The 22960-nt window shown below is 36.9% G+C and carries 14 protein-coding genes and 1 pseudogene; 5 read left to right on the forward strand and 10 right to left on the reverse strand.

The features are described from left to right. Positions 1 to 58: 58 nt before the first annotated feature. Entirely contained in the window at positions 59 to 487 is a 429-nt protein-coding gene (locus tag MHB42_RS03010) for a YwpF family protein (RefSeq protein ID WP_340804304.1), read from the reverse strand. A 280-nt stretch (positions 488 to 767) separates the two neighbouring features. Here MHB42_RS03010 and MHB42_RS03015 point away from each other — a divergent pair, with 280 nt between their 5' ends. Then, positions 768 to 1169 carry a single-stranded DNA-binding protein gene (locus MHB42_RS03015; RefSeq protein ID WP_340804305.1) on the forward strand — a complete coding sequence of 134 codons (402 nt, stop codon included), beginning with the start codon at positions 768 to 770 and terminating at the stop codon, positions 1167 to 1169. Positions 1170 to 1420: 251 nt separating this feature from the next. Here MHB42_RS03015 and MHB42_RS03020 read toward each other — a convergent pair whose 3' ends face one another. After that, complete coding sequence (locus MHB42_RS03020) at positions 1421 to 4183, reverse strand: DEAD/DEAH box helicase (RefSeq protein WP_340804307.1); 2763 nt, start codon at positions 4181 to 4183, stop codon at positions 1421 to 1423. Then, complete coding sequence (locus MHB42_RS03025; RefSeq protein ID WP_340804308.1) at positions 4180 to 5754, reverse strand: hypothetical protein; 1575 nt, start codon at positions 5752 to 5754, stop codon at positions 4180 to 4182. Before MHB42_RS03025 ends, MHB42_RS03020 begins: the two co-directional genes overlap by 4 nt. 197 nt (positions 5755 to 5951) lie before the next feature. On the opposite strand from MHB42_RS03025, the gene MHB42_RS03030 reads away from it, so the two are divergent. Both MHB42_RS03030 and MHB42_RS03035 read left to right on the forward strand, forming a co-directional pair. Continuing rightward, on the forward strand, positions 5952 to 6431 hold the full coding sequence (locus MHB42_RS03030; protein ID WP_340808516.1) for a transcriptional regulator: 480 nt from the start codon (positions 5952 to 5954) through the stop codon (positions 6429 to 6431). Positions 6432 to 6913: 482 nt separating this feature from the next. Further along, entirely contained in the window at positions 6914 to 7744 is an 831-nt protein-coding gene (locus tag MHB42_RS03035) for a flagellin N-terminal helical domain-containing protein (protein WP_340804309.1), read from the forward strand. A gap of 34 nt (positions 7745 to 7778) precedes the next feature. On the opposite strand, the gene csaB is transcribed toward MHB42_RS03035, so the two are convergent. From csaB to MHB42_RS03060, 5 genes are all read right to left on the reverse strand, one after another. Next, on the reverse strand, positions 7779 to 8861 hold the full coding sequence (csaB, locus tag MHB42_RS03040; protein ID WP_340804310.1) for a polysaccharide pyruvyl transferase CsaB: 1083 nt from the start codon (positions 8859 to 8861) through the stop codon (positions 7779 to 7781). Then, positions 8861 to 10774 carry a DUF5693 family protein gene (locus MHB42_RS03045; protein WP_340804311.1) on the reverse strand — a complete coding sequence of 638 codons (1914 nt, stop codon included), beginning with the start codon at positions 10772 to 10774 and terminating at the stop codon, positions 8861 to 8863. The genes csaB and MHB42_RS03045 overlap by 1 nt, the downstream gene beginning before the upstream one ends. Positions 10775 to 10794: 20 nt before the next feature. Beyond that, on the reverse strand, positions 10795 to 12351 hold the full coding sequence (locus tag MHB42_RS03050) for a putative polysaccharide biosynthesis protein (RefSeq protein ID WP_340804312.1): 1557 nt from the start codon (positions 12349 to 12351) through the stop codon (positions 10795 to 10797). After that, a complete protein-coding gene (locus MHB42_RS03055) occupies positions 12348 to 13070 on the reverse strand; it encodes a WecB/TagA/CpsF family glycosyltransferase (protein WP_340808517.1) in 723 nt (240 codons plus the stop codon). The genes MHB42_RS03050 and MHB42_RS03055 overlap by 4 nt, the downstream gene beginning before the upstream one ends. 314 nt (positions 13071 to 13384) lie before the next feature. Next, entirely contained in the window at positions 13385 to 15235 is a 1851-nt protein-coding gene (locus tag MHB42_RS03060; protein WP_340804313.1) for an S-layer homology domain-containing protein, read from the reverse strand. Positions 15236 to 15845: 610 nt separating this feature from the next. Here MHB42_RS03060 and MHB42_RS03065 point away from each other — a divergent pair. After that, positions 15846 to 19127, forward strand: coding sequence for an S-layer homology domain-containing protein (locus tag MHB42_RS03065; RefSeq protein ID WP_340804315.1), 3282 nt, complete (start codon positions 15846 to 15848; stop codon positions 19125 to 19127). Positions 19128 to 19937: 810 nt separating this feature from the next. On the opposite strand, the gene MHB42_RS03070 is transcribed toward MHB42_RS03065, so the two are convergent. Together MHB42_RS03070 and MHB42_RS03075 are read right to left on the reverse strand one after the other, a co-directional pair. Continuing rightward, on the reverse strand, positions 19938 to 20234 hold the full coding sequence (locus MHB42_RS03070; protein WP_340804316.1) for a hypothetical protein: 297 nt from the start codon (positions 20232 to 20234) through the stop codon (positions 19938 to 19940). A 516-nt stretch (positions 20235 to 20750) separates the two neighbouring features. Continuing rightward, a pseudogene (locus MHB42_RS03075) lies at positions 20751 to 21419 on the reverse strand (tyrosine-type recombinase/integrase); the annotation flags it as partial. A 1035-nt stretch (positions 21420 to 22454) separates the two neighbouring features. Between MHB42_RS03075 and MHB42_RS03080 the strand changes: the two are divergent. Then, positions 22455 to 22952 carry a tetratricopeptide repeat protein gene (locus MHB42_RS03080; protein WP_340804317.1) on the forward strand — a complete coding sequence of 166 codons (498 nt, stop codon included), beginning with the start codon at positions 22455 to 22457 and terminating at the stop codon, positions 22950 to 22952. Positions 22953 to 22960: the final 8 nt, after the last annotated feature.

Below are 22960 nucleotides of genomic sequence, written 5' to 3' on the forward strand. Positions count from 1 at the left end.
TATTTTACATATAAATGACAATTTGTCCATACAAAAAACGATGCAGTGATTTGCATCGTTACCCGTCATTTTTTAATTTTGGTCGTTGCTTCATATCAGTTTTAAAGCGCTCCAATAGATTTTCTAAGGAAACACCCTCAGCCAGCAGCTCAGAAAGTAATTGTTCGGCATATTTTGAACGTTTTATTTTCAGTGTACCTTTCAACAACACTGAAATATGATCACCAATTTCTTGAACGGTATGTACAATCACCTGAAAAGGAGCGGGCTCATTATCTGGAAATGAAATCACTACACGTACATTAAAGACAGTACCATTCGCTAAAAGTTCATCAAAGATTGGGCGATATTGTCGTTCCATAAATAGTTCAAGAATCCAAGATTGATGGCTGTTTTCCTGATTAATAATAATGCCATCGATTAAAGGGAATGGTTGCACGCCATCTTTTGTGACAAGGTCAAAGGAAAGCATTTTAAAAGTTTTCATTACGGATATTCCTCCTCAGTCTGTCATTCTTTTAGTATAACATATGAAGATGTGTGAACTATCTATTTTAAAAGCTACAAAAATACTAATTTAATGAAAAGGCGTTAACCGCTACAGCCCCAAGCATTTATACCCTAAAATCATTAAAAAACAGCAAAATAAAAATACTAATTTACACACTTTATGCTTAAAAATCGCTAGAAATTATCAATATCGAATTTTGCCCGTAGCGGCATCATTTTGTAAGATAAGGGCAATCAAAAGCAAAGGAGGTGAATGAATGAATCACGTCGGACTGGTCGGAAGGTTTACAAAAGACCCAGTATTACGCTACTTATCTGGTAATCGCGTGCAGACTCATTTTTCACTCGCCATTAACCGCAATTATAAAAACAGTCGAGGGGAAATAGATACGGACTTTATATTTTGCACAGCTTGGGGAAGGCTTGCAGAGCATATTGTCAAATATTGCGGTAAAGGCTCATTAGTAGGAGCAAATGGTCGTATTCAATCAAGATCATTTATGAATGAAGAAAGCACAAAGATTTTTATGACAGAGGTAGTAGTGGAGGATGTACGGTTTTATCAGCTAAAACCAAGGGATAGTGATGGAGCGATTGCAGTATCACAGCCACCAAATGAACAGGAAGAACTAAAGGATTTTGTCTTACCGGGAACGTAGGTTATTAAATTCTACATACGGCGCAAGAGAAAAACATTGTCTAATCCGCCATTCTTCTTTATATTTCTTGCACCGTAATAATACGAAAGGAGTGGTGTGTACTAAATTTTATACTAAACATTGCTGAAGACCGCACAGCAATGGAATATTCAACACAACTGAATAGAGAAATAAAGTAAGTAGGGAAAAGAAGTAAAAGCATGGTTCCACTGAAAAAAGCGCCAAGAATACTTTGCTCTTGGCGCATCTAATTATATATCTAATGTGATTAAATCACGCAATTCGTGATCCTCTAATTCAGTTAACCACTGGCTTGATTGAATAAGCTCTTCCGATAGTGCAGACTTCTGTACTAGCATTTTATCAATTTTCTCTTCGATTGTGCCAATTGTTACAAACTTATGGACTTGCACAAATTGTGTTTGCCCAATTCGATAGGCACGGTCTGTTGCTTGATTTTCAACGGCTGGATTCCACCATCTATCTGCATGTAACACATGATTTGCAGCTGTTAAATTAAGCCCTGTTCCACCAGCTTTTAAAGAGAGGATAAAAATAGGGAAATCTCCTGCCTGAAAAGCCTCTACTAAGCGGTCACGCTGCTGCTTAGGCATAGCACCTGTTAAAAATGGTGCATCTACATTGTATAATTCACTTAAACAATGCTGTAGCAATTGTCCCATTCCTATATATTGTGTAAAGATAAGACATTGCTCGCCATTGTCCACAATCTCCGCAGCCATTTGCACAATGCGCTCTAATTTTGTCGAACGTGAAAGCATTGTTTCGGCATCCTCGAAAGGCTCCTTTAAATATAAGGCAGGATGATTACATAGTTGTTTGAGCTTACTTAGCATTTTTAACACGCGTCCCTTTTTTTGAAAGCCTGTTAACTGCTCTAGCTGATCAAGTGTTTCTAAAATATAGCCTTCATATAGCGAGGCTTGCTCAGCTGTTAATGGACAATACTCATTTGATTCTAGCTTATCTGGTAAATTAAGCTGTAAATGCGGATCACGTTTTGTACGACGTAATAAAAATGGCTGAATTTTAGCTCTTAATTTCTGCTTATGCGCTTCAGATTCATCGCGTTCGATAGGTAAAATAAATTCCTCGTTAAAGCGACTAAAGCTACCTAAATAGCCTTTATGAATAAAATCAAAAATTGCCCATAGCTCAGATAAACGGTTTTCAATAGGTGTACCGGTAAGGGCAATATGATGAGCTCCCTGTAATTTACGAATAGCTCTTGACTGCAATGTTTGCATATTTTTAATATTTTGAGCCTCATCCAATACAACAGTTGCCCACTCGATCTCCTGTAAAAACTCAGCATCCTGCGATACTGTGCCATAAGTAGATAAAATCACTTGCGGTTGCTCGGCTACCACTTGCTGTTTAAATAGCTTATCCTTTGCTCGGTTTGCCTGATAATGTGTATGCACGGTTAAAGAAGGTGCAAATCGAGCAAGCTCTTTTTGCCAGTTACCAAGTACAGAAGTTGGGCAAATGATAATAGAAGGCTTTTTATGATCTGTTGCTTTATAAATATGAAGAAGATAGGAGATAAGCTGAACTGTTTTACCTAATCCCATATCATCAGCTAAACAAGCACCAAAACCTTGTTGACGCATAAAGGCTAACCATTCAAAGCCCTCTTGTTGATAAGGACGTAATTCTGCTTGTAAAGTTGATGGAACTGGTATAGCTGGTAATCCCTTTTTCTCTAAAAGCTGCTCCATATAGGATTTTAATGATTGCTGTATTTCCAATGCAAAAATAGGGTCATCTCTTAGTGCATCATCAGCATCTTCCTCCTCAAGAGGGGCAGATAAATCTTCAGGTAACTCTCTAAATAGTAATTCACGAACAGTCCAGCTTTCATCTTCAGCCTGCTGCATCAATGCACGCATTTCTTGCATCCAATTAGCATCCACGCGAAACCATTCCGTACCAATACGAATAAATTCGCGTTTTTCATCAACAAGCTTTTTAAATTGCTCAGGAGAAATGGTCTGACCATTCATAGAGAATTGCCATTTAAACGTTAAAATATCGTCTAGTCCTGCTACCTTTTTTGTTGCTACATTACTAGTCGTTACACGCACACGCATTTTAGATTGTTTTAAATCTTTTAGCCATGCGGGTAGCACAACATCAAAACCGAGTGCCTGCAATCTGGCAAGGTCTTCACGTAAAAATAAGCGCACCTCAGCATCTTCAAGTGGTGTATGAATAAAAATATCACTTCTGATAGCATCCTTAGATAAAAGGTCTACAATTTGCTGTTGCTGCTGTTCAATTTCATCCGCAAACATTTGCCACTTTGTAGGAAGCGCTTCTGCTATCGGCAAAGATTGCTTACGAATAGCAGGTGTCCAATAATTTTTAGTCGTAGCTGTACTAAGAACGGTTTCTAATAGCCATACATCGGAATCTTCCTCAGGCTCACTTAGCCGTAAAGACAGCGAAACGGCCCCAGTTTGGCGCGATTGTTCTAATGGCCAACCACCACGTAGGAAAAAGGGCAAAAGCTTTGGTAAATCAGAGAAAATTAAGCCAACTTGTGACAGCTTCTGTTGCACAGCTATCTCTAATAATGCTGAATCTACATGCTCAATTGGAAATGCTAATGAGGAAAAATCCTCTGCAATAACGGCATATGACCATAGTGATGGCTCTTGCCAGTATTGCTGTAATGCCAACACTTTATCTAGCCACATCTTACTTTTCTCATCTGTACCGTGCCAGCTAATAAATGGATGCTGGTAGCGTGAGGAAAAAATATCGAGAAGCTCAGCACTTGAAACTTCAATTGTAAAATCAGCTCGATTTGTTAATAAGCCATAGATATTTGCTTCGTAACTAAAAAATAATGAAGAAATAAGTGTATCGGCATCGATGATTTTACCGTCAGCAGTAAAGCCCTGTAACGTAAAATATCCTTCCTGAGCTACTTCAATACGAAGCTGTTGTTTTTTAGAAAACGGGGAAGGAGCATTGATAGTTATCATACTAAGTTTCCTTTCTCAATTTCTTCTTGTAATGCACGAAGTCGTTTATATTCTGTGCGAATGGTATTCATATATGTTTCAAAGTAAGCTATTTTACCTGCTCGCTTTGCAGCACTGCGCATACTTTTCCAAATGCGAACAGCCTGCTTATAATTCATACGTGATTTTTGTGTAATTTCAGCCATTGCATAGACGTGATATAAGGGCAGCACTGTAGCAGGCTCCACCTGTAGTACATCCTTTAAGCCACACATTTCTAAATAAGAAAGTGAGGAGGGATTTAGCTGGTGAAGAGCAGCCCATTCGCGATAACGCCCTTTCTTAATTAAAAAGCTTGAAAATGGCTGAATACCATATACACCAAAGGCACTGTATAGCATTGCTTCTTCTTTCTCAGTAAGCTCAATTTCATCAAACAGCAGCTGGAATTGTCGCACGTATTGAGCACGCTGTACAACTGGAACGACTTTCTGTAAAAAGGCTTCTGTTAATGGCAGAATAGCACGCAAAATAAGCGTTAGTGCATGAGGCTCACCGGCACGCTGAGCAAAGGTAGCTAGCTCAAATAAATCCTGCATTTGTGCTAAATCAATATGTGCCAAATTTTCTTGAAGTAAATCCTCCTTTTGCAATAACACATAAAATAATAAATTTAACGATGATAAAGAAATTTCAGCCGGAGGATTTTCTAAACGATTTAAATACATTAACTCCTGCTCACGTCGTGGCTTTTCATAAAAAAGCACCGCCCAAAACAGCATATATAAGTGAAGTCGATCTGGAAATAGTCCTTGTCGTTCTAATAAAAATTCTCTTATTAGCTCCTGTAAAGCATCATAGAATGGATCAGTTGCAAAAAGGCGAGAACGATTTGTAAGCTCTGTTAGGATGCTTTCAAATGATTGATTGCTTTGATCGATAAAGTATTTCATATACGGTGAATCCAAGGAATGTCCGGGTGTTTCATTTAAGTGACGCCATATTGTATTCAAAATGGCTAATTCCATAAAAAGCTTATACAGCGGCTGCCATTCACGTTCATAGGGCATATGCCGATGAAGACGCTCTAATGCATCTGTTCTGATAGCGGAAAGCCCATAGCCCTCTATTACTCGACCAAAGGGTAATAATCGCTTCATTACCTCGTCAACCATCATGCGCCAGCTTTGTGGACTACGCTCAGCAGCTAGAGTTTTTAGCTGGGCAGACTTTTGTGCACGCCAAGCACTTGACCAATCTTGGACAGAATCAAAATACTGATAAAGAGCAAGCAATGCACCGACTTGATGTCTGCACCATTTTGTTTGAGGACAATTACAACGCAGCTCCTCTTTAGAAAAATCAATTTCAACAGAGGCAGGTCTGACATCCTGGACGCTTGCATATAGTATAGAACTTACACCATTAAAGCGCTCAAACACAATGGATTTATTCCTCACAGAGAAAACAGCACGACGCACTAGCTCTTCGTCTTCTGTAGAGGAAGGGTGTAGCACTTGCTCAGCTTCTTTTAATTTAGTTAGCACAAACTCTTGATGATCTTTCGCTAATTGTGATATAGACAATGCCATAACCTCGCTCCTTTCATCTATTTAACATGGTTAATTTGCTATAAAGGAAAAAAAGACTGTCTTTCCATTATACGATTAAAATGCGACAGTGATAAGCTAAATGATCAGAAAGAAAAAAATTTGAAGTAAAGATAGTTAACAAGACTTTTAATTTGTGTTAAAATCTGAATAATCAGATAACTAAGGAGGGATGAATGATGATGCAAGTCCAATACATGAAGCCGTTCTACACAAAAATTACTGGAGATAAATTACGCCTCGTATTTGCTTATCAATACTTCTCAATCTTAAAAGAGAATGAGATTTTCCATTTCATTCCTATAGAAGGTAAAGAGATGATTATCAACTTGAAGACACAGCAAATCGAAAACTTATCTGAGGTTTTTGTTTTCCAAAAAGGTAACCGTTTTATTCGCTTACCACTATATCAATTGCTGCTTATTACAAATGTTCATGAGCATCTAGCACCGATTCTTGATAGCGTTGCACCGCAGCCACAAATTCAACCTGCCACAACAACAGTAAGTGTAGGTGAGATTGACCAGCTTCTAGCAGAATTAGAGGAGAAAAACTTTGATTATTTAATCGATAAAGCATTAGCAGAAAATAATAAAGCACTCTTTTTTGATTTGCTACAGCAAAAGAACCAGCAATTTGGAGGGTTCGAAATTGAATAGACGAAATTCCTAGTAAGCACCTACTTTTCATTGAATGAGAGGCAGGTGCTTTTACAATGAAACGCTGAAAGCCATTAAAAGTATGTTTACGATAGCGCCTCTTTAAAAAGATATTCAACTATCAAATTGAAAAAATAGAAGATATAGCCGATAAAAAGAATAAGTGATTTTTAGAAACGTTCAATGAAAAAATGCCAACAATAGTGAGGAAGGTTCTGAAAGAAATATGTGGTTTAAAATATAGCTAGTAACCCATGATATCCGCGATAGGGAACAAATAATGATTGTGAGAAATATGAATTGGGATTTAAAATATAGCAGCAAAAAATCCATATTGGAGCAATAATGTATTGCAAGACGAATATCTAGTATACACCAATCAAAGACTGCTTATTTTATGGGCGCAAACAATTGTGAAATCCGAATGGCATAAAATTAGCGTTATATTTTTAAAAATAATCAGCTGGAAAGGTGGTGAGAGCATGCTTGGGAAATGGTCAGCGACAGGGATGTCTATTCTGCGAAATATGAATCAGCATTATAACACGATGAATAAAGCAATGCTGCGAATTTCTACGGGCTATCGCATCAATAGTGCAGCGGATGATCCAGCAGGTCTTGCGATTTCCGAAAAGATGCGGGCTCAAATTCGTGGCTTAAATATGGCAGCTAAAAATATACAGGACGGTATTTCACTTGTGCAAACAGCAGAGGGAGCATTAAATGAAACACATGCAATTGTCCAGCGCATGCGTGAGCTGGCAGTGCAGGCAGCCAATGATACTTTAACAGATGACGACCGTGCACAGCTTGATTTAGAATTTCAAGAATTAAAAAAGGAAATCCAGCGTATTTCAACAGATACAGAATTTAATACAAAAGCATTGCTTAACGGAGAGCATTCAACAAATGGCATTAAAATTCAAGCAGGGGCAAATGCAGGGCAGCATATTGAGCTATTTATCAATGATGTGGGCGCTGAAGCACTTGGTTTACGAGATACTTCCATTGCTACACGTGAGGAGGCAAATCAAGCTATTTCCTCAATGGATGATGCCCTAAAGCAAGTATCCCATGAGCGCTCACGCCTTGGAGCTTATCAAAACCGCTTGGAGCATGCATACAATGTAAATGTTAACACCGCTGATAACTTACAGGATGCTGAATCCCGTATTCGAGATGCCGATATTGCAAAAGAGATGATGAATATGGTGAAGGCACAGATTTTAATGCAGGCAAGTCAATATGTGCTGGCAATGCATATGCAGCAAGCACAGTCGATTTTAACCTTATTAGAAGTCACAAAAAAATGATGAATTTCAACGAGCATTGAAATTCATCATTTTTTTAATGTTTGCCAAAGGCTTCAAGTGCTAATTTTGCTGTAGCTGTTGCTTCATTTTGCAATGGGCGAACAGCCTGACTTAGCTTTTCTTGTACGGAATTATAAGATTCCAGAATAGCGACAGCCTGCTCAAACAATGTTACGCCATTCCAATCATCTACCTCCACATGCCCAATAACAGGCTGTTCAACAATTTCAGCAAATGCATCAATTTTTGGATCATAAGAAATCGCAATAAATGGTGTTGCATAAATAGCTGAGAAGATTAAGGAATGTAGGCGCATACCAATTAGCAGCTGTGATTGCCCAATAACACCAATTTTTTCTTCAATTGATAAGTCAGCAGGTGCTACTATACTTTTTTCCTGCATAAGCGCAGCTACTTCTGCTGATGTTTTTAAATCATGCTCACCGTGCATTGGTACAAAGACAATACGCTCACCTTGACGTGCTAGCTGGTCAAGACTATGTGCAATCTTTTCCTTATACACTATTGCAGATGGCCAGTCACGAACACTTACCGCAATATAGCTTTCATCTAATAATGCTTCGTTAACCAGCCATTCACAATGGAAGTCATCACCATTAAGCCCCATTACAGGATCAGGTACAATCGTAGCCTCTTTTTGTATACCGATCTCTGTTAACAGTGTTTGAGAAGCTTTATCCCGAACTGTAATTTGTGCAATCTTTGTTAGTGCCTGACGAACAATAAACTTACTAATTGGGTGATTAATCGGACCCATACCTTGGGCATAGACAAAGACAGGCTTCTTTAGCCATTTTGCCATTTGAATAATGCCCGCATAGTAAGGAATCGTCTTCATGCTTGTTTGATCCTGCATAAGACTGCCGCCGCCACTAATTAAACCATCCGCTGTTTTCAATAATTGGCGGATTTCTTTTAGCTTCCAGCGATTAACCGCCTTTACACCATATGTTTGCTCTGTAGCGGCTGGGTTATTGGATAAGACAGTAATCTCAATAGCTGGCTGCCATTTCTTTAAAGATTGGATAATCGCTAGAAGAATCGCATCATCCCCAACATTATCAAATCCGTAATAGCCAGATAATACAATATGCATTATGTCCACCTCGCGATTGCCTTAGAAGCCCAACGATAGATAAGTTTAAAAATTAAAATAAAGATAAGCCCTATAACAAAGCCAAGAACGACACTATAGCATGTACGCAATACAGAAACTGCTACTGGAATGTGTAGATGTGTAAAGGTATTGACGATAGATAGGAAGCCGATAACGCCTGGTACAAGCAGGATGCTACCCCATTTGCGATTAATGCCCATTACATATAATGCTAAAACAAAGAATGGGAAACCAATTAAAAATTCCTTCGTTCTTGGACGAACATATAATGTGTTTTCAAGCCATTGTCTAAATGCTAGCTCAAGCTCACTAACAGAGCCAGAGTTACCTGTTCGACTAATATAAAATAATCCAACACCTGCCACAATCACTAATAACAGCACATGCCAATATTTCAGCTCTTTATTTAATAATGTCACAGTATTTGATAAGGATTTTTTAATATTTTGATCAGCTAGTCGATTGATTTCAATAATTGTAAATAGTAATACACCTAAAATTGGAATCAAGTAAACAAGCTTCACACCCTTAAATGTTGCAAAACCTGTTATAAAGGCATTGCCATTTAATAAACCAATCACAATCACAATACCGATAAGGCTAATAGCTACTGCCTTTAAGTATTGAATCAATATTTTTGATATTTGTGTAGAGCCGTTTGCAGCTTTAATAACCGCATATGTTGGTGCAAGAACTGCAATAATTAATGCAAATGCCTGTAAGAATAGGGTGCTTTTTAGTAGGAAGTACGCAATGGCTAACAGTGCCATAAAGCCAGCAGCTGCTAGGCGTAAAGGCATCCATTTCACTAATTCCGTAATAACGAACGTAAATACAATACCTGCTAGCAATACAAGTGCCGTTACCCAAATAGGAATTGTTACCTTATCAAACGGCTTTGGCTCACCTAGTTTGAAATGATTTGGCATAGTATCTTGAACGCCTGTTAAGTATTCAATCGTTTCTTTAATATTTTCATGTGGATTGCCTGATGTTTTAATATGATAGAAAATAGAACGGATATTACGTTCCTTTACAGCTCTTGTTGTACGATCAATGCTCGCATTTAATGTTAGCTTTGTTTCGCGATTAACATTAATGCTATGCAAACGAATCATATTGTAATCTGTAATTTGAGCGATTTTATTTTCGCCTTTTAGTGGGTTACTCTCAATTGTATAGAAGGAATAGCCAGCATCTTTTAATTTTTCCACTAATACATGTCCGTTTTCTTCTCCAAAGCCAATTGCTTCATCACCTGAACCAAGCAAACGACCAGCAGATGCATCCTTTAGTGTCAATAATTGATGCACTAATTGTTCATTCGCTACTTCATTACTTGCATTTTCAACTTTAAAAATATGTGCAAGCCCATGCTCACTAATCATATCAATAGCAGGCTGGTCATAGCCAATTGGTGTTTTTAAGTCATAATGATGATTAGCAGTAGGTAAGAAATAGAAAGCCTCTTCTCCTACCTGCACCTCCTCTGGCTGCACACTATCCATAATAAGCTGCTGATAGCTTGTGTTATCAGGCACTCGAATATAATATCCACGCTTTGTGACATCAATATCGTCTTTATACGGTGTAAACAATAGCTGTGCTGCTAATTCATTCTCCTCATAGATTGTAATAAGGTTTTGCTTTTCCATTTCCCTTAACGTTAGAGGCTCTAAGCTAACCGTTGTAAGCCCAGCCTCCTTTAAAGAAGAAAAAATCTCATCCATTGTTAAATCGCTATTTTTACTAGCAGTTTGTATTTCATCAAGGGGAATGACCATTTCATACGTATTATTGGATTGCTCAGCATTCCACCTCATCACCATACCTGTCGAGGAAACGATGAGTAAAAGAACAATGATTCCCCAAAGCCATTTCTGTTTTGACATAAATGTTCTACCTCTCCTATTTATGAAAATCTTTTGCCGATAATCGGGATTTTCTTTAAATCTTGTTTATGAATAGCTTTCATTACCCATAGTAGAAGGAAGTAAATAGCTCCTCCAATTGTAATTGTGACAATCAAATACCCAAGTGCCCATAATCGTGACCAATCTGCAATATCCAGCCATAATGTTGGTAAACCAACAAGTGCGCCCATAACAATTGAAGCCACAATCATTTTAATTGTATCTGCTCCAAGAACAGTAAAGCGAATCATACGATAAATAACAATAGAATTCACAATAAATAACACAAGGTATACAAACAATGTTGCATAGGCAGCACCATCAAGACCAAATGCCTGAATAAAGAAGATATTGGCAAATATTTTAAGCACAACACCACTTATAATAATCAATGCCCCTGCTTTCGCTGCATTCATCCCTTGCAAAATTCCCGTACCAAGCAGCGTTAAGGATGTAAAAACAGAGCTAAGGTTAATCATTGCTAACATTAAGCTTCCCTCTAAGTCTTTAAAAAGGGCTAGATTTAAAGGCAAGGTTAAGGCTAGAAGCCCAATAGCAGCTGGCCAGGAAATAAGATGTGTCATACGATGTGTTTGCTCAATAATGCTACGTGTATCATCCAGCTTATTTTCCGCAAGCTTCGTTGTAATTAACGGCACAAGCGGTAGAATAATCGAAGAGGCAAAAACGGTTGTAATTTGCACCAATGTTAGTCCTCGACCATAAATACCATAAAGATAGTTAATTTCACTAGCATCTGCTCCTGCACTTCTTAACCCATAGGAAACTGTGAAGGAGTCCACAAAATTAAAGAGTGCCATTGTGACAGAGCCAATTGCAATAGGGATGGAGATTTTTAAAATAGTTTTACTCCACATAGAAAAATCTTTAGCAGCATATTTCTCCTTGCTTGTTACTTTAAACGAAGAACGGAAATATTTAAGACGTAAATAAAGCAATGAGCTCAATGCGCCAATAACAGAGCCAGCCATAATACCACCAGCTACAATATCATTCGAATAATTCATAGCAACAAGGAAATAGGCAACAAGTAAAATTAACGCAACACGCACAAACTGCTCAACTACTTGAGAAATAGCAGTAGGGCGCATATCACCAAAGCCTTGGAAAAATCCTCGATACACAGCCATATATGGTGCAACAAGCAATGTAAGGGCAACAACAATTAATGCAATTTCTGTTGAAGGCCCACCAAGCGCATTGGCAATTTGACTAGAAAAGCCGTAGATGATTGTAAAACTAATGACGCCAAAGGATAGAGCAAGGATGCTTGCGGTTACATAAATTTTCTTGATTTTTGTTGCATCATTTTGCGTCTTGGCTTCTGCAATTAGCTTCGAAATGGCGATTGGAATACCCGCCACAGATAAGTACAATGCCACCATATAAACAGGATAGACAAGACTAAAAATTCCGAGTACATCATCCCCAGCAATATTTTGCAGTGGGATACGGAACATACTGCCAATTATTTTTGATAGCAATGTAGCAACTGTTAAGACTAGGGTGCTTTTCACAAAGGTTGATTGACTCATTTTGCTGCACCTTGACCTTTAAGCTTTGATGTGAAAACCTTCAGTGCAAAGCGGGGAAGTACAAGCATTCTCCCAAAACGACTTGGCTGGCGTAGCAATCGATAGAACCATTCAAGGTTTAGCTTTTGCCAAATAATGGGCGCACGCTTGACAGTGCCAGCGATAACATCAAAGGAGCCACCTACACCGATAAAGACACCCTTTGAAAATTGCCCAAGATTTTCCGTAATCCATTTTTCCTGCCTTGGTACACCTAATGCTACAAACACAAGGTCAGGCTGTAGCGCAGCGATTTCCTCTGCAATAGTATTGTTATGCCAGTCAAAAAATCCATCATGATAGCCAACAACCTCAACATTTGGATACGTCTTTCGAATATTCGCTACAGTTTTTTCAATCGTGTCTTTTTGTGCGCCCAATAAATAAATTTTAAAGCGCTTTTGCTGTCCGACTTCTAAAAGGCGTACCATTGTATCATAGCCAGTGACACGCTCTGGCAGCGAATCACCAAGTATTTGTGCTGCTTTCACAACACCAATCCCATCTGCGCAAATATATGTCGCTTGCTTTAAATAATTCATCACAGTAGGATTTTCATTTGCCTGCATTACCACTTCAGGGTTAGCTGTGACAACGAAAGTCTTTTCTTGCTGTTCAATACGCTGAACGAGTAAATCAACAAACCCTTGCTGATGAATATGTAAAAAGGGTACGCCCATAATCGTTACATGCCTCATATAGTGTTCAAACCTTTCTGTAATTCCTTTTTCACTGCAATCTATCATACCATAAAAGCAATTCTGACAGGAAATTTTCATTTGCTGCGAATGGAGCGGGTTTCCCAAAGTTAATGAGCACTTCCAATAAAGAAATGATCACGCTCATCATAGAAACAACGATGCTCCCTAAATCATAAGAAAAACAACTATCCTCAAAAAATCTGAGTTTCTTCCATTATAATAGTGATTAAAAAATCAGCACAAAAAAGAGCGTGAAACATTGTCACACTCTTTTTTGAATCATCATAATAGGGTCATTTTTTAACAATATAATCGCTATGAACCCATCCTGTTTTGCCATTGTAAATCACCTGATACCAATCGCCATTTGTAATAAATTCACCTTTATCATCCACAGCGCCAATAATAAAGCCATTTGGTTTCACTGTGCCAATAATATTACTTGTTGTAGAAGGCTCACTGCGAACATTCAGCATAATATTCATATTAGTAACCTGTAAGCCATTTTCAAGCTGAACATAATCATCAAGCACCCAGCCTTCTTGTCCATTTGCTCTAACTTTCAACCAGCCACCATTTTCACCAAGCACCTTAAACGTTGTATCCTTCGGCAAATTTGTAATAATTGAAGCATTATCTGCTGTATTCGGGTAAGTTCGCATATTCAAATTAATTGTTGGCATGCCAGTTGCGCCAGCTAAACTAGGGTCTACCGCATAGCGCTTTGTCGGGTCTGGTAACGTAATAGCAGCAGGCTGTCCTTGATAAACAGGAATATCAAATACTAAATTTGTTGTTGCATCCGCACCAATTAATTCATAAAGGTCATAAATCTTTTTCGCCTGTACCTCTGCCCACATCACATGTGTTGCATACTGATGAACTGTAGGGTTATCAGGATTCCAGCGCATTTTATACAATGTATCCTGCCCCTGACTAATATAGCGCTCTGTTACAAACTCCGTGCCGCCAATAATCGCATCTCTTACTGTAAACCAGCCATTTGTATAAGCACGCTCTGCCCCATGTTTATTCGCATTTGCATCAATTGCGCCAATACCATAAGCATTATAAGTTGTCTTTATATCCGTTAGACTTTCTCGATTGTCAGGTGTTACCATAGTAGGCTTCCCAGTTTGATCAAGCCCGACCTCAATCCCTTTAATAAGCGCAGAGGAGCCATTGTTCGTTTCATGTAATGCATGTGATAACAAATAAATCGCATTAACATTGTATTTCATTCCTGCCTCAATAAAGGCATCACCCATACCATTTAAGCTTCCTTTATTCGCCAGCACCTTCTCATCTAATTCTTTTGCACTTAGATTGTTCACAACAGTCGATAGCTTTAAAAATTGATAATAGGATGGGCTATCCTGCATAAAGCTTTTTGGATGTACATAGTATGACACTAGTGCCTCGCTAGCCGTGAAAACACCAGCACCATCAACCTTCGGATTATTACCAGCCTGCTTACTTACCACACTAGCATAATTGTGCGAGTAGTTTGTCGTGATATATTGCTTATTACCAGTAGCAGGCGCATCAAGGTGGATTAAGCGATAAAGCACAGTCGCCGCCTCAGCACGAGTTGTTTGCGCAAGCGGTGCAAATTGATTATTCGGCTTGCCACCAAGCAGCCCTGCAGCAACAACGGCTTGTACATCCGCATAAGCCCATTTTGCAATACGCGCATTATCATTAAACGTAATAGGAGAGAGAGATGTTGGAATATCTAAATGGTGAAGAGCCCTTTTTAACATTGCTGCCATTTGCTGACGATCAATATATGCCTTTGGATTAAACTTACCCTGATCATCACCTTTAATAAGCCCATAATAGCTAGCCTGCTGAACAACACCGTAATACCAGTCATCTTTTTTTACATCGACAAATGTTTGACTACTAGAAGCGGCTGGTAGGTTAAGCGTGCGCACAAGAAATGCCGCAAACTCTGCACGTGTAACAGCAGCATTTGGACGATAATTACCAAGTTCATCTCCTTTCATTAAATCATTTTCAATAAGATAGTTCATTTCATGGTAGGCCCAATGCTTCGAGATATCTTCCGCTGCAGCCGTAGTAGGTGCAAGATATAGCATACCCGCAAGCACAGCCCCATATAGAGGTAATGTTCGTTTCATTTCCAAGCTCCCTTCAATGGTTGATAGTATCATTCTACCAAACTATCAAAAGTGTAGCATAAAAAGGAGGTATCTATTATTACAACATGGGAACAGATAGCAGCAGCTAGTAATAAGATAAGAAAGAAACATGAAATGACCTACACTATATTGCTGTTTCTTTACAAATATAACTAAAATATTACGGTAAACTTTAATTTTTGACAATTTCGTAACCATATCTAAAAAAGACTTGGTTATTATGGAAAGTCAGGTATAATAGGTAACGTAACTATAAGTTACCATTCCAAATGGAGCAATAAATAGTAGGAAGTTTAACGGAAACTAGTTAAAACCATTATTGTTATGGTAAAAAAAACTTCTATACCTAAATTTATGTTTCAGTGCTTGAAATTTGGAAAAGATAGTGTTATATTATTGTAGAAAGTGAATAAGGTTACTAGAATGGTATTCTACTACGCTTTTTCTAGTAACTTTACTAACAAATTTGCTTTAGTTTTGTATTGTTCAAGAAAACTATAAATACATATACTTAGGTCACTAATAAGGTGTTACTATAGTTTTCGTTGAATGAATATTATTTTTAGGAAATCTAGGGAGGAATACATTAATGGCAAAGCAAAACAAAGGCCGTAAGTTCTTCGCGGCATCAGCAACAGCTGCATTAGTTGCATCAGCAATCGTTCCTGTAGCATCTGCTGCGCAAGTAAATGATTTAAATAAAGTTTCTGGTTACGCAAAAGAGGCTGTTCAAAACTTAGTTGACAACGGCGTAATCCGAGGTGATCAAAACGGGAACTTCAACCCACTTAACGCTATCTCTCGTGCAGAAGCTGCTGAAATCTTCGCTAAAGCTTTAAACCTAACAGCTAGTGGCGATGTAAACTTCAAAGATGTAAAATCTAACCTTTGGTACTATGACTCAATTACAGCTGTTGTAGAACAAGGTATCTTTGAAGGTGTAAGCACAACTGAATTTGCACCAAGCAAAAACTTAACTCGTTCTGAAGCTGCTAAAATTTTAGTAGAAGCTTTCGGTTTTGAAGGTGAAGCAGACGTAGATGGTTTTGCTGACGCTTCTCAAATCAAGCCTTGGGCGAAACAATACTTAGAAATCGCAGTAGCAAATGGTATCTTCGAAGGTACTGATGCAAACCGTCTTAACCCGAACAACTCAATCACTCGTCAAGACTTTGCATTAACATTCCAACGTGCGCTTAACCTAGTGGACAACGAAATTCCAGAAGAAGCTGCATTTGTAAAAGCTATTAACAACACAACTGTTGAAGTAACATTAAGCGAAGAGGTTTCAAACGTACAAGCTCTTGACTTTGCGATTGAAGGCTTAGAAATCAAAAACGCTTCTGTGAAACAAACAGACAAAAAAGTAGTTGTATTAACAACAGCTTCTCAAACAGCTGAAAAAGAGTATGTTGTAACACTTGATGGCGAAGCAATCGGCGGATTCAAAGGTATCGCTGCTGTCGTACCAACTAAAGTAGAATTAGTAACTCCTTCCGTACAAGGTAAACTTGGTCAAGAAGTTAAACTTCAAGCTAAAGTTTCTGTAGGCGAAGGTCAATCTAAAGCTGGTATCCCTGTTACTTTCAACATTCCAGGTAATAATAATGATGCTGTTAATCCAACAATTGTAGGTGAAGCAGTAACAAATGAAGAGGGTATTGCTACTTATTCTTACACTCGCTACCGTGCTGATGACGATGCTGTAACTGCATATGCAACTGGCGATCGTTCTAAATTTGCACTTGGCTATGTATTCTGGGGTGTAGATACAATTCTTTCAATTGAAGAAGTAACTACAGGCGATACAATTAACAACGGTGCGAACAAAACTTACAAAATTACTTACAAAAACCCTAAAACTGGTAACACAGAAGCTAACAAAACATTCAACGTTGGTTTTGTTGAAAACATGAACGTAACATCTGATAAAGTAGCAAACGCTACAATTAACGGTGTTGCAGCAAAACAATTAAACAATGTTACTACTCCAGAAGTAGCAAAAGTGACAACTGACTCTAAAGGTGAGGCTACGTTCACAGTTTCTGGTACAAACACAGAAGTAACACCTGTAGTATTTGATGTAAATACTACTGCGAACGAAAGCGCAAACCTTTACAAAGCTTCTTTACTACAAGCTTCTGCTTCTAAAGTGAAATTTGCAGCAGTACAAGCAGAGTACACTATTGAGGTAACTCGTGAAGGTGGCGAAGTAGCTGCACTTGCTGACAGCAACAATATCAATGGTCGTGAATACAAAGTTATCGTAAAAGATAAAGATGGTAAAGTAGCGAAAAATGAAATTGTTAATGTTGCATTCAACGAAGATTTAGATCGTGTAATTTCAACAAATACAAACGCTAAATTTATTAATAATGAAGATGAAGTTTTCTATCCTACTACTGCTGGTACTGATGGAAACACAGCTAAACAAATCACTGTGAAAACAGATGAAAAAGGTGAAGCTAAATTCTATATCGGTTCTGAGGTAAAAGATGACTATGCAACACCAGTAGCTTGGATTGATATCAATACATCTAATGCTAAAGAAGCTACACTTGATGAAGGCGAACCAAAAACAGTTGCACCAATTTCTTACTTCAAACAAGCATATCTTGATGGTGCATCAGTAAAATCTTATGATGCAGATGGTAAGAAAAAAGATAAGTTTGATGGTGCTGCTGAAGCAACATTTAAAGCTGAATTAGTAAACCAAAGTAATAAAGTAATTAAAACAGTGTCACCTAAATCAGTAACTTACACAGTACGTAACACAGGTGCAAATGATGTTTTAGTAGCTGGAGAAATTGTTTCACCAGGTCGTAACATTACACTATCATTCCCTGGTAAGTTAACTTCATCTGATTTAAAAGTGAAACTTAGAGATGCTGAGAAGTCATCATCTGTACATGTAGTTGCTACTGGTGTAGCAGTTAACCCTGTTGATGGTAAAGATTTTGCATTCACTGCTAAAGAAGCAACTGCAACATTTACAGCTTCAGTTGATGTACCTAACAACTATATTGGTCATGTTGTAGCTGTTAATAAAGCAGATGAAACTTTAACATTTAAAGGTAAAAAAGCTATTTCTCTTAAAGGTGCAAAATTTGTATCTGAAAATAATTCTCCACTTGCAGATTTAGATGAATTTGTTAAAGAATTAGAGAAGTTCGAAAAGGGTGTTGAAGTACAATACAGTAAAGATGCTGATGGCAACGTGACATTTAAAATTGTACGTGCGCTTATTGGTGGTGACGCTGGTGATAAAGTAGCTGTTGATCAATACAAATCTACTTTAAATAAAGCTGTTGAAACTACAGCTTATTCTCCTGGTGAACTTGCAACTGCAACTGTTGATACTGCTCAGATTCTTCAAACAGCAGGTCAAACAATCGAAGTGAATGGCGTGAAGTTCACGTATTATAATACATCTGGTGGTATAGTGACGCCTGAGTCAAATTACTATAATTCTTCTGCTGACTTAGAATTCAAAATTAAAGAGCGTACAGGCATTAATGCTACAGTTAGTGGTAATGTTCTTACATTATCAGCTGCTAAAGATGGTAAGTTCAACTACGCTGTTAATGGTGGTGCTAAATTAGAGAGTACTGATGGTAAACTAGGTAAATCTCAAGAAGTTACATTTACATTCTCTAATGCATTGAATATTGCAGTAGGAGATGCAGTAAAAGTTGTAGCTAATGGTACAACTGCTACTGGTACTGTGGCTTCTACAGCAGATGGTAAGAAATCTGTAACTGTGAAATTTGTAGCACGAATTACAGGTCCTGTTACTACATTCGAAGTAACTGATTCAACTAAAAAGAATATAGTAACTGTTAAAGACAGTAGCGTACCTCTTAATAACTAATTTCATTCTTAAGAAAAAGACTTTGTGGAATACTTCCACAAAGTCTTTTTTGTAGTGAGCTTAAGTATGTATATGAACTAGGGTGGTGTAGAAAGTATACCCATAATAGATAGCCCCTTTTCTATAGTTTTAAAGAGATGGCTATTTTATGTAGATATCCTGAAGCATTTTCAATCAAGACGTATATACTGCTCAATGATGTCAGGTTAGAGTAAATCGTTAACACTTGAGTCAGAAGTTTGAACAAGTAAGCTTTAAAATCAATTCTATGTGTCTTTGCTGTTTCAGTTAAGCTAGGACAAATAGCATTTACTTAAGTCTTTGCTTCACTGATAGAGAATAGTCACTTTTTTTACCTGATGACAGTGGGATGAATCACATTTCCTAATATTTAATTAGTGATCAATAGTGAGTTTACTTTTAGTAAGAGAACGTATAATCATCATTTGGAGTTTCTAGCCTGCAACTGTGATATCTCTCTTAACAGTATTTATTATTTGAGATGCTGCTAGTAAATCTAAGTCACATGTTGATGTTACAATATTTTTGATATCTGAATCAGCTGATGCAATTAATAGATATATTCAGTACCATCAATGTTAAGATCTACATTAGACACCTAAAGTATGCTGTAATCACTGTGCTGCTACAGTTCCATTAGCTATTACAGAAAGAGCATCTACTGCTCCTATAGCTATATTAAATCCTATAGTAAAGTTAACAGCCAATTTACCATCTAATACTTTTTCAATTCAGCATAAGTTATTTTAATTGTTCCATTTGTCGAACTAACATTTGCTGACTCAACTACTAATTTCGATGTTGAATTACTTGTAGCAAGATCGAAAATTGTAGTAATTTCTTGGTTTTCTTAGTAGTAATAATATCAACGACTAAGCCATTTAACTCAGTACCAGCAGTTTTAGCCGATACGCTGAAATTAGATGAGCAGATTCTTATATCATCAACAGTTTCAGTTGATGTTGTGTATACTCCTGTAGTAATAGATATAGTTTTATTTGCATCAAAAAGTGATTGAAATGCAGGAAAGTTTGCTAGAACTATTTTTACTTCGTCTTCAGTAGATGAAGTATTTAACTTTGTCAATACATCACCAGTAGTACTAGTACCTTCTTTAATGATATAACATCCTCTTTTTCTTCATAAATTACAATGATTTCTTTATTTTTTTATATTTATAATTTCTTAATACTAAAATAACGTTATCTATAGATGGGGTTGGTGTGTTACCAAGACCGAAATATTTACAAGTTTTTCGCCTTTACTAGCATAGTTAATTACTTTTATCAAATGTAGCAACAAGATATTGCCCTAGTACTATTTCAACAATAGCTTGAGGTGTTAGCTGCTTTTTTTATTACTCTAGTAATATTGTATAAGACGAAGTGATTGTAATTTTATTCGTTGTAATAATGTGTGGATACATAATAATAATTTTGGAACTCTAGATGCCAAATATAGTCTTGTTGTTCCATGTAAAGGCCCATTTCCTTTGCAGTATGCTGTGCTACTTTTTTTAAAGTTTGGTTGCTTAGTGGCTAAATTTTGTAGGAGTGATTGTATCTTTGTCGGGGAAGTTGTTTTGGACTGCTTTACATAAGTTTACGCCGTCTTATCCCAAAGAAAGCCTCGTCTACGCATATGGTATATCAATAGATTTCCAATGCGAGCAATTTCCTGCCGTGTTTTTCCTTGTTCAAGCTGCTGCAAAATTATTGTTGTTTTTTCATCATATTGCATAAGTATGCCTCCTTGCGATTCTAAAGAATGAACGACTTGTTGAAGTGCCTGGAAATCCGTATGCATATAGATAGACGTTGTTCGAACAGTGGCATGACCAAGAAGTCTTTGAATAACCTTGATATTAACATTATACTTTACTAAATTACTAGCAAATGTATGACGCAAAGTATGGCAAGTAATTAGCTGGGGTGCTGCATTTCGCGTCTGGCTTTTTTAAAATGCTATTAATATATTGAGATGAAATGCTATCCATTTTAGCAAGGGCAAAAAATAAAGCGAATTGCTATTTTTCGGGCGAACAGTATGAAGGTACTGTTGTAATAGTTGAACAGTGCGATGATTTAATGGAACAATGCAAGATTTATCGCTCTTACCATGTAGAACATACACAATACGCTGTTCAAAATCCACATCGGTTAATAATAGCTGTGTGCACTCACTAATACGTAATCCTGTATTAGCAATAAATTGAGCAATAACTCGAATGGTTGGATGTGTTATTTGCTGTGAAAATTGTTGGAGTTTTTCTTCCGTTAAAAAATGACGTTCATGTGTTTATGGTTTTAGTGGGATAATATTAAGAGCACAATTACTTTTGAGCATTTTTTAGAAAATGCCAATTAAATAAGCTTTTCATACTATGTGTTTTCCAATTAATCGTTGCAACAGCTAGCTATTTTAAAATAAGCATTTGCTGCAACGCCTCTAAATGGTCAACTGTAACCTCATCCAGTATAATGGGGCCATTTATAGTTTCTGTTAAAAAATTATCCAGCTGTGATAAATCAATTTGATAGCCTCGAAGTGTCTGTTCACTATACTGTCTCAGCGATAAATGCTATAGAAACTGTTGTAAGGCATCTTCAAATAAAGTTATTTTTCTAAAGCATTGCCTCCTTTATTATAAAAATATCTATTTGTCAAATTTATAATCTGAAGGAGGAAAATAGGGAATATTGAATTTTCAATGTTGGAACTTTATATAATTAAGCAATCTTTATTATAATCAAGATGTAATTTATCAAGGAGAGCAAATAAAGTAGTATGAAATAATAATATAAGGCTATCAACTATTTGCAGATAACAGTATTGCCCTGTAATTTGTTTACCATTATTAAAATAACGTGTTAATAAGCAAGACACAGTTAATTTGTGTATATAAAACATGATACAGCAACAAATGCAATGGTTGAGAATCACCAATGTCTTCTGTTCATTAATATTTCACCTGAACATAAACAATGCTTAATTATATTTTCAGATAAGGAGTGAAATATAAATTTAACTTGCGATTTGAGTGGAATATAAAACGAATATGAGGAAAATTGTTATAAGAAGTGACTAGTATACTGTTATTTATTGGACAGGTTTAGTCAATTTGTTACTATGTGTAAAACTAAGTATGTGGATATCTATTTTAAAAATTAAAATTCAAAATTTGTTAAAATATACACTGAAAAGTTTAACATACTTCCATAATACTTCTATATAATATAAGGAAAATTTATAGATTTTAGTGTATAATGAGCCTGTTATCCAAAAATAAACAAGGGATTGTGAATAATGCGACTTAAAGAATCTACAAGAAAATATATATTATTAGGAATGATTTTATTTACTGTCATTGGACTTATTTCTGCAAAAGTAGTAGCAAAAGGTCAAAACGATGAATTTTTAACAGAGGATATGCTGTATCAGCAAGCCAGCCAACTTTTTAATCAAGGTGATTATGCAGAGGCAGCTACTTTGATTGATGAATTATTACTTAAACAGCCAGATTTAGAAGTAGTCAATTATTTGGGTGGACTAATTGCTGCTGGTAATGATGATTATAGTAAGGGAGCTATTTTGTTACAGAAAACATTAGATATCAATCCCCATAAAGTGGAGGATGAAATGTTTATGTTACAATTTGGAGAATTATTATTTTTTGCGGAGCGGCTTGAAGATGCAAAAGTTGTATTGGAGAAGTGTCGTGATTCGGGCTGGACTTCAGAGACATATCCAATGTATCAGGAACGTGTGACAGAATTATTAACTCAAATTGAGAATATGCAATAAGGAAGGTA

Origin of the sequence: Lysinibacillus sp. FSL K6-0232 (genome assembly GCF_038008325.1) — a bacterium.
Taxonomy (GTDB): domain Bacteria; phylum Bacillota; class Bacilli; order Bacillales_A; family Planococcaceae; genus Lysinibacillus.

Bases quoted from the DNA above. Each gene is read 5' to 3' on its own strand.
- MHB42_RS03055 (WP_340808517.1), bottom strand. From the start codon at position 13,070: ATGGGCGTACCCTTTTTACATATTCATCAGCAAGGGTTTGTTGATTTA.
- csaB (WP_340804310.1), bottom strand. From the start codon at position 8,861: ATGCATATTGTATTATCTGGCTATTACGGATTTGATAATGTTGGGGAT.
- MHB42_RS03045 (WP_340804311.1), bottom strand. From the start codon at position 10,774: ATGTCAAAACAGAAATGGCTTTGGGGAATCATTGTTCTTTTACTCATC.
- MHB42_RS03020 (WP_340804307.1), bottom strand. From the start codon at position 4,183: ATGATAACTATCAATGCTCCTTCCCCGTTTTCTAAAAAACAACAGCTT.
- MHB42_RS03015 (WP_340804305.1), top strand. From the start codon at position 768: ATGAATCACGTCGGACTGGTCGGAAGGTTTACAAAAGACCCAGTATTA.
- MHB42_RS03060 (WP_340804313.1), bottom strand. From the start codon at position 15,235: ATGAAACGAACATTACCTCTATATGGGGCTGTGCTTGCGGGTATGCTA.
- MHB42_RS03030 (WP_340808516.1), top strand. From the start codon at position 5,952: ATGATGCAAGTCCAATACATGAAGCCGTTCTACACAAAAATTACTGGA.
- MHB42_RS03080 (WP_340804317.1), top strand. From the start codon at position 22,455: ATGCGACTTAAAGAATCTACAAGAAAATATATATTATTAGGAATGATT.
- MHB42_RS03025 (WP_340804308.1), bottom strand. From the start codon at position 5,754: ATGGCATTGTCTATATCACAATTAGCGAAAGATCATCAAGAGTTTGTG.
- MHB42_RS03010 (WP_340804304.1), bottom strand. From the start codon at position 487: ATGAAAACTTTTAAAATGCTTTCCTTTGACCTTGTCACAAAAGATGGC.
- MHB42_RS03050 (WP_340804312.1), bottom strand. From the start codon at position 12,351: ATGAGTCAATCAACCTTTGTGAAAAGCACCCTAGTCTTAACAGTTGCT.
- MHB42_RS03035 (WP_340804309.1), top strand. From the start codon at position 6,914: ATGCTTGGGAAATGGTCAGCGACAGGGATGTCTATTCTGCGAAATATG.
- MHB42_RS03065 (WP_340804315.1), top strand. From the start codon at position 15,846: ATGGCAAAGCAAAACAAAGGCCGTAAGTTCTTCGCGGCATCAGCAACA.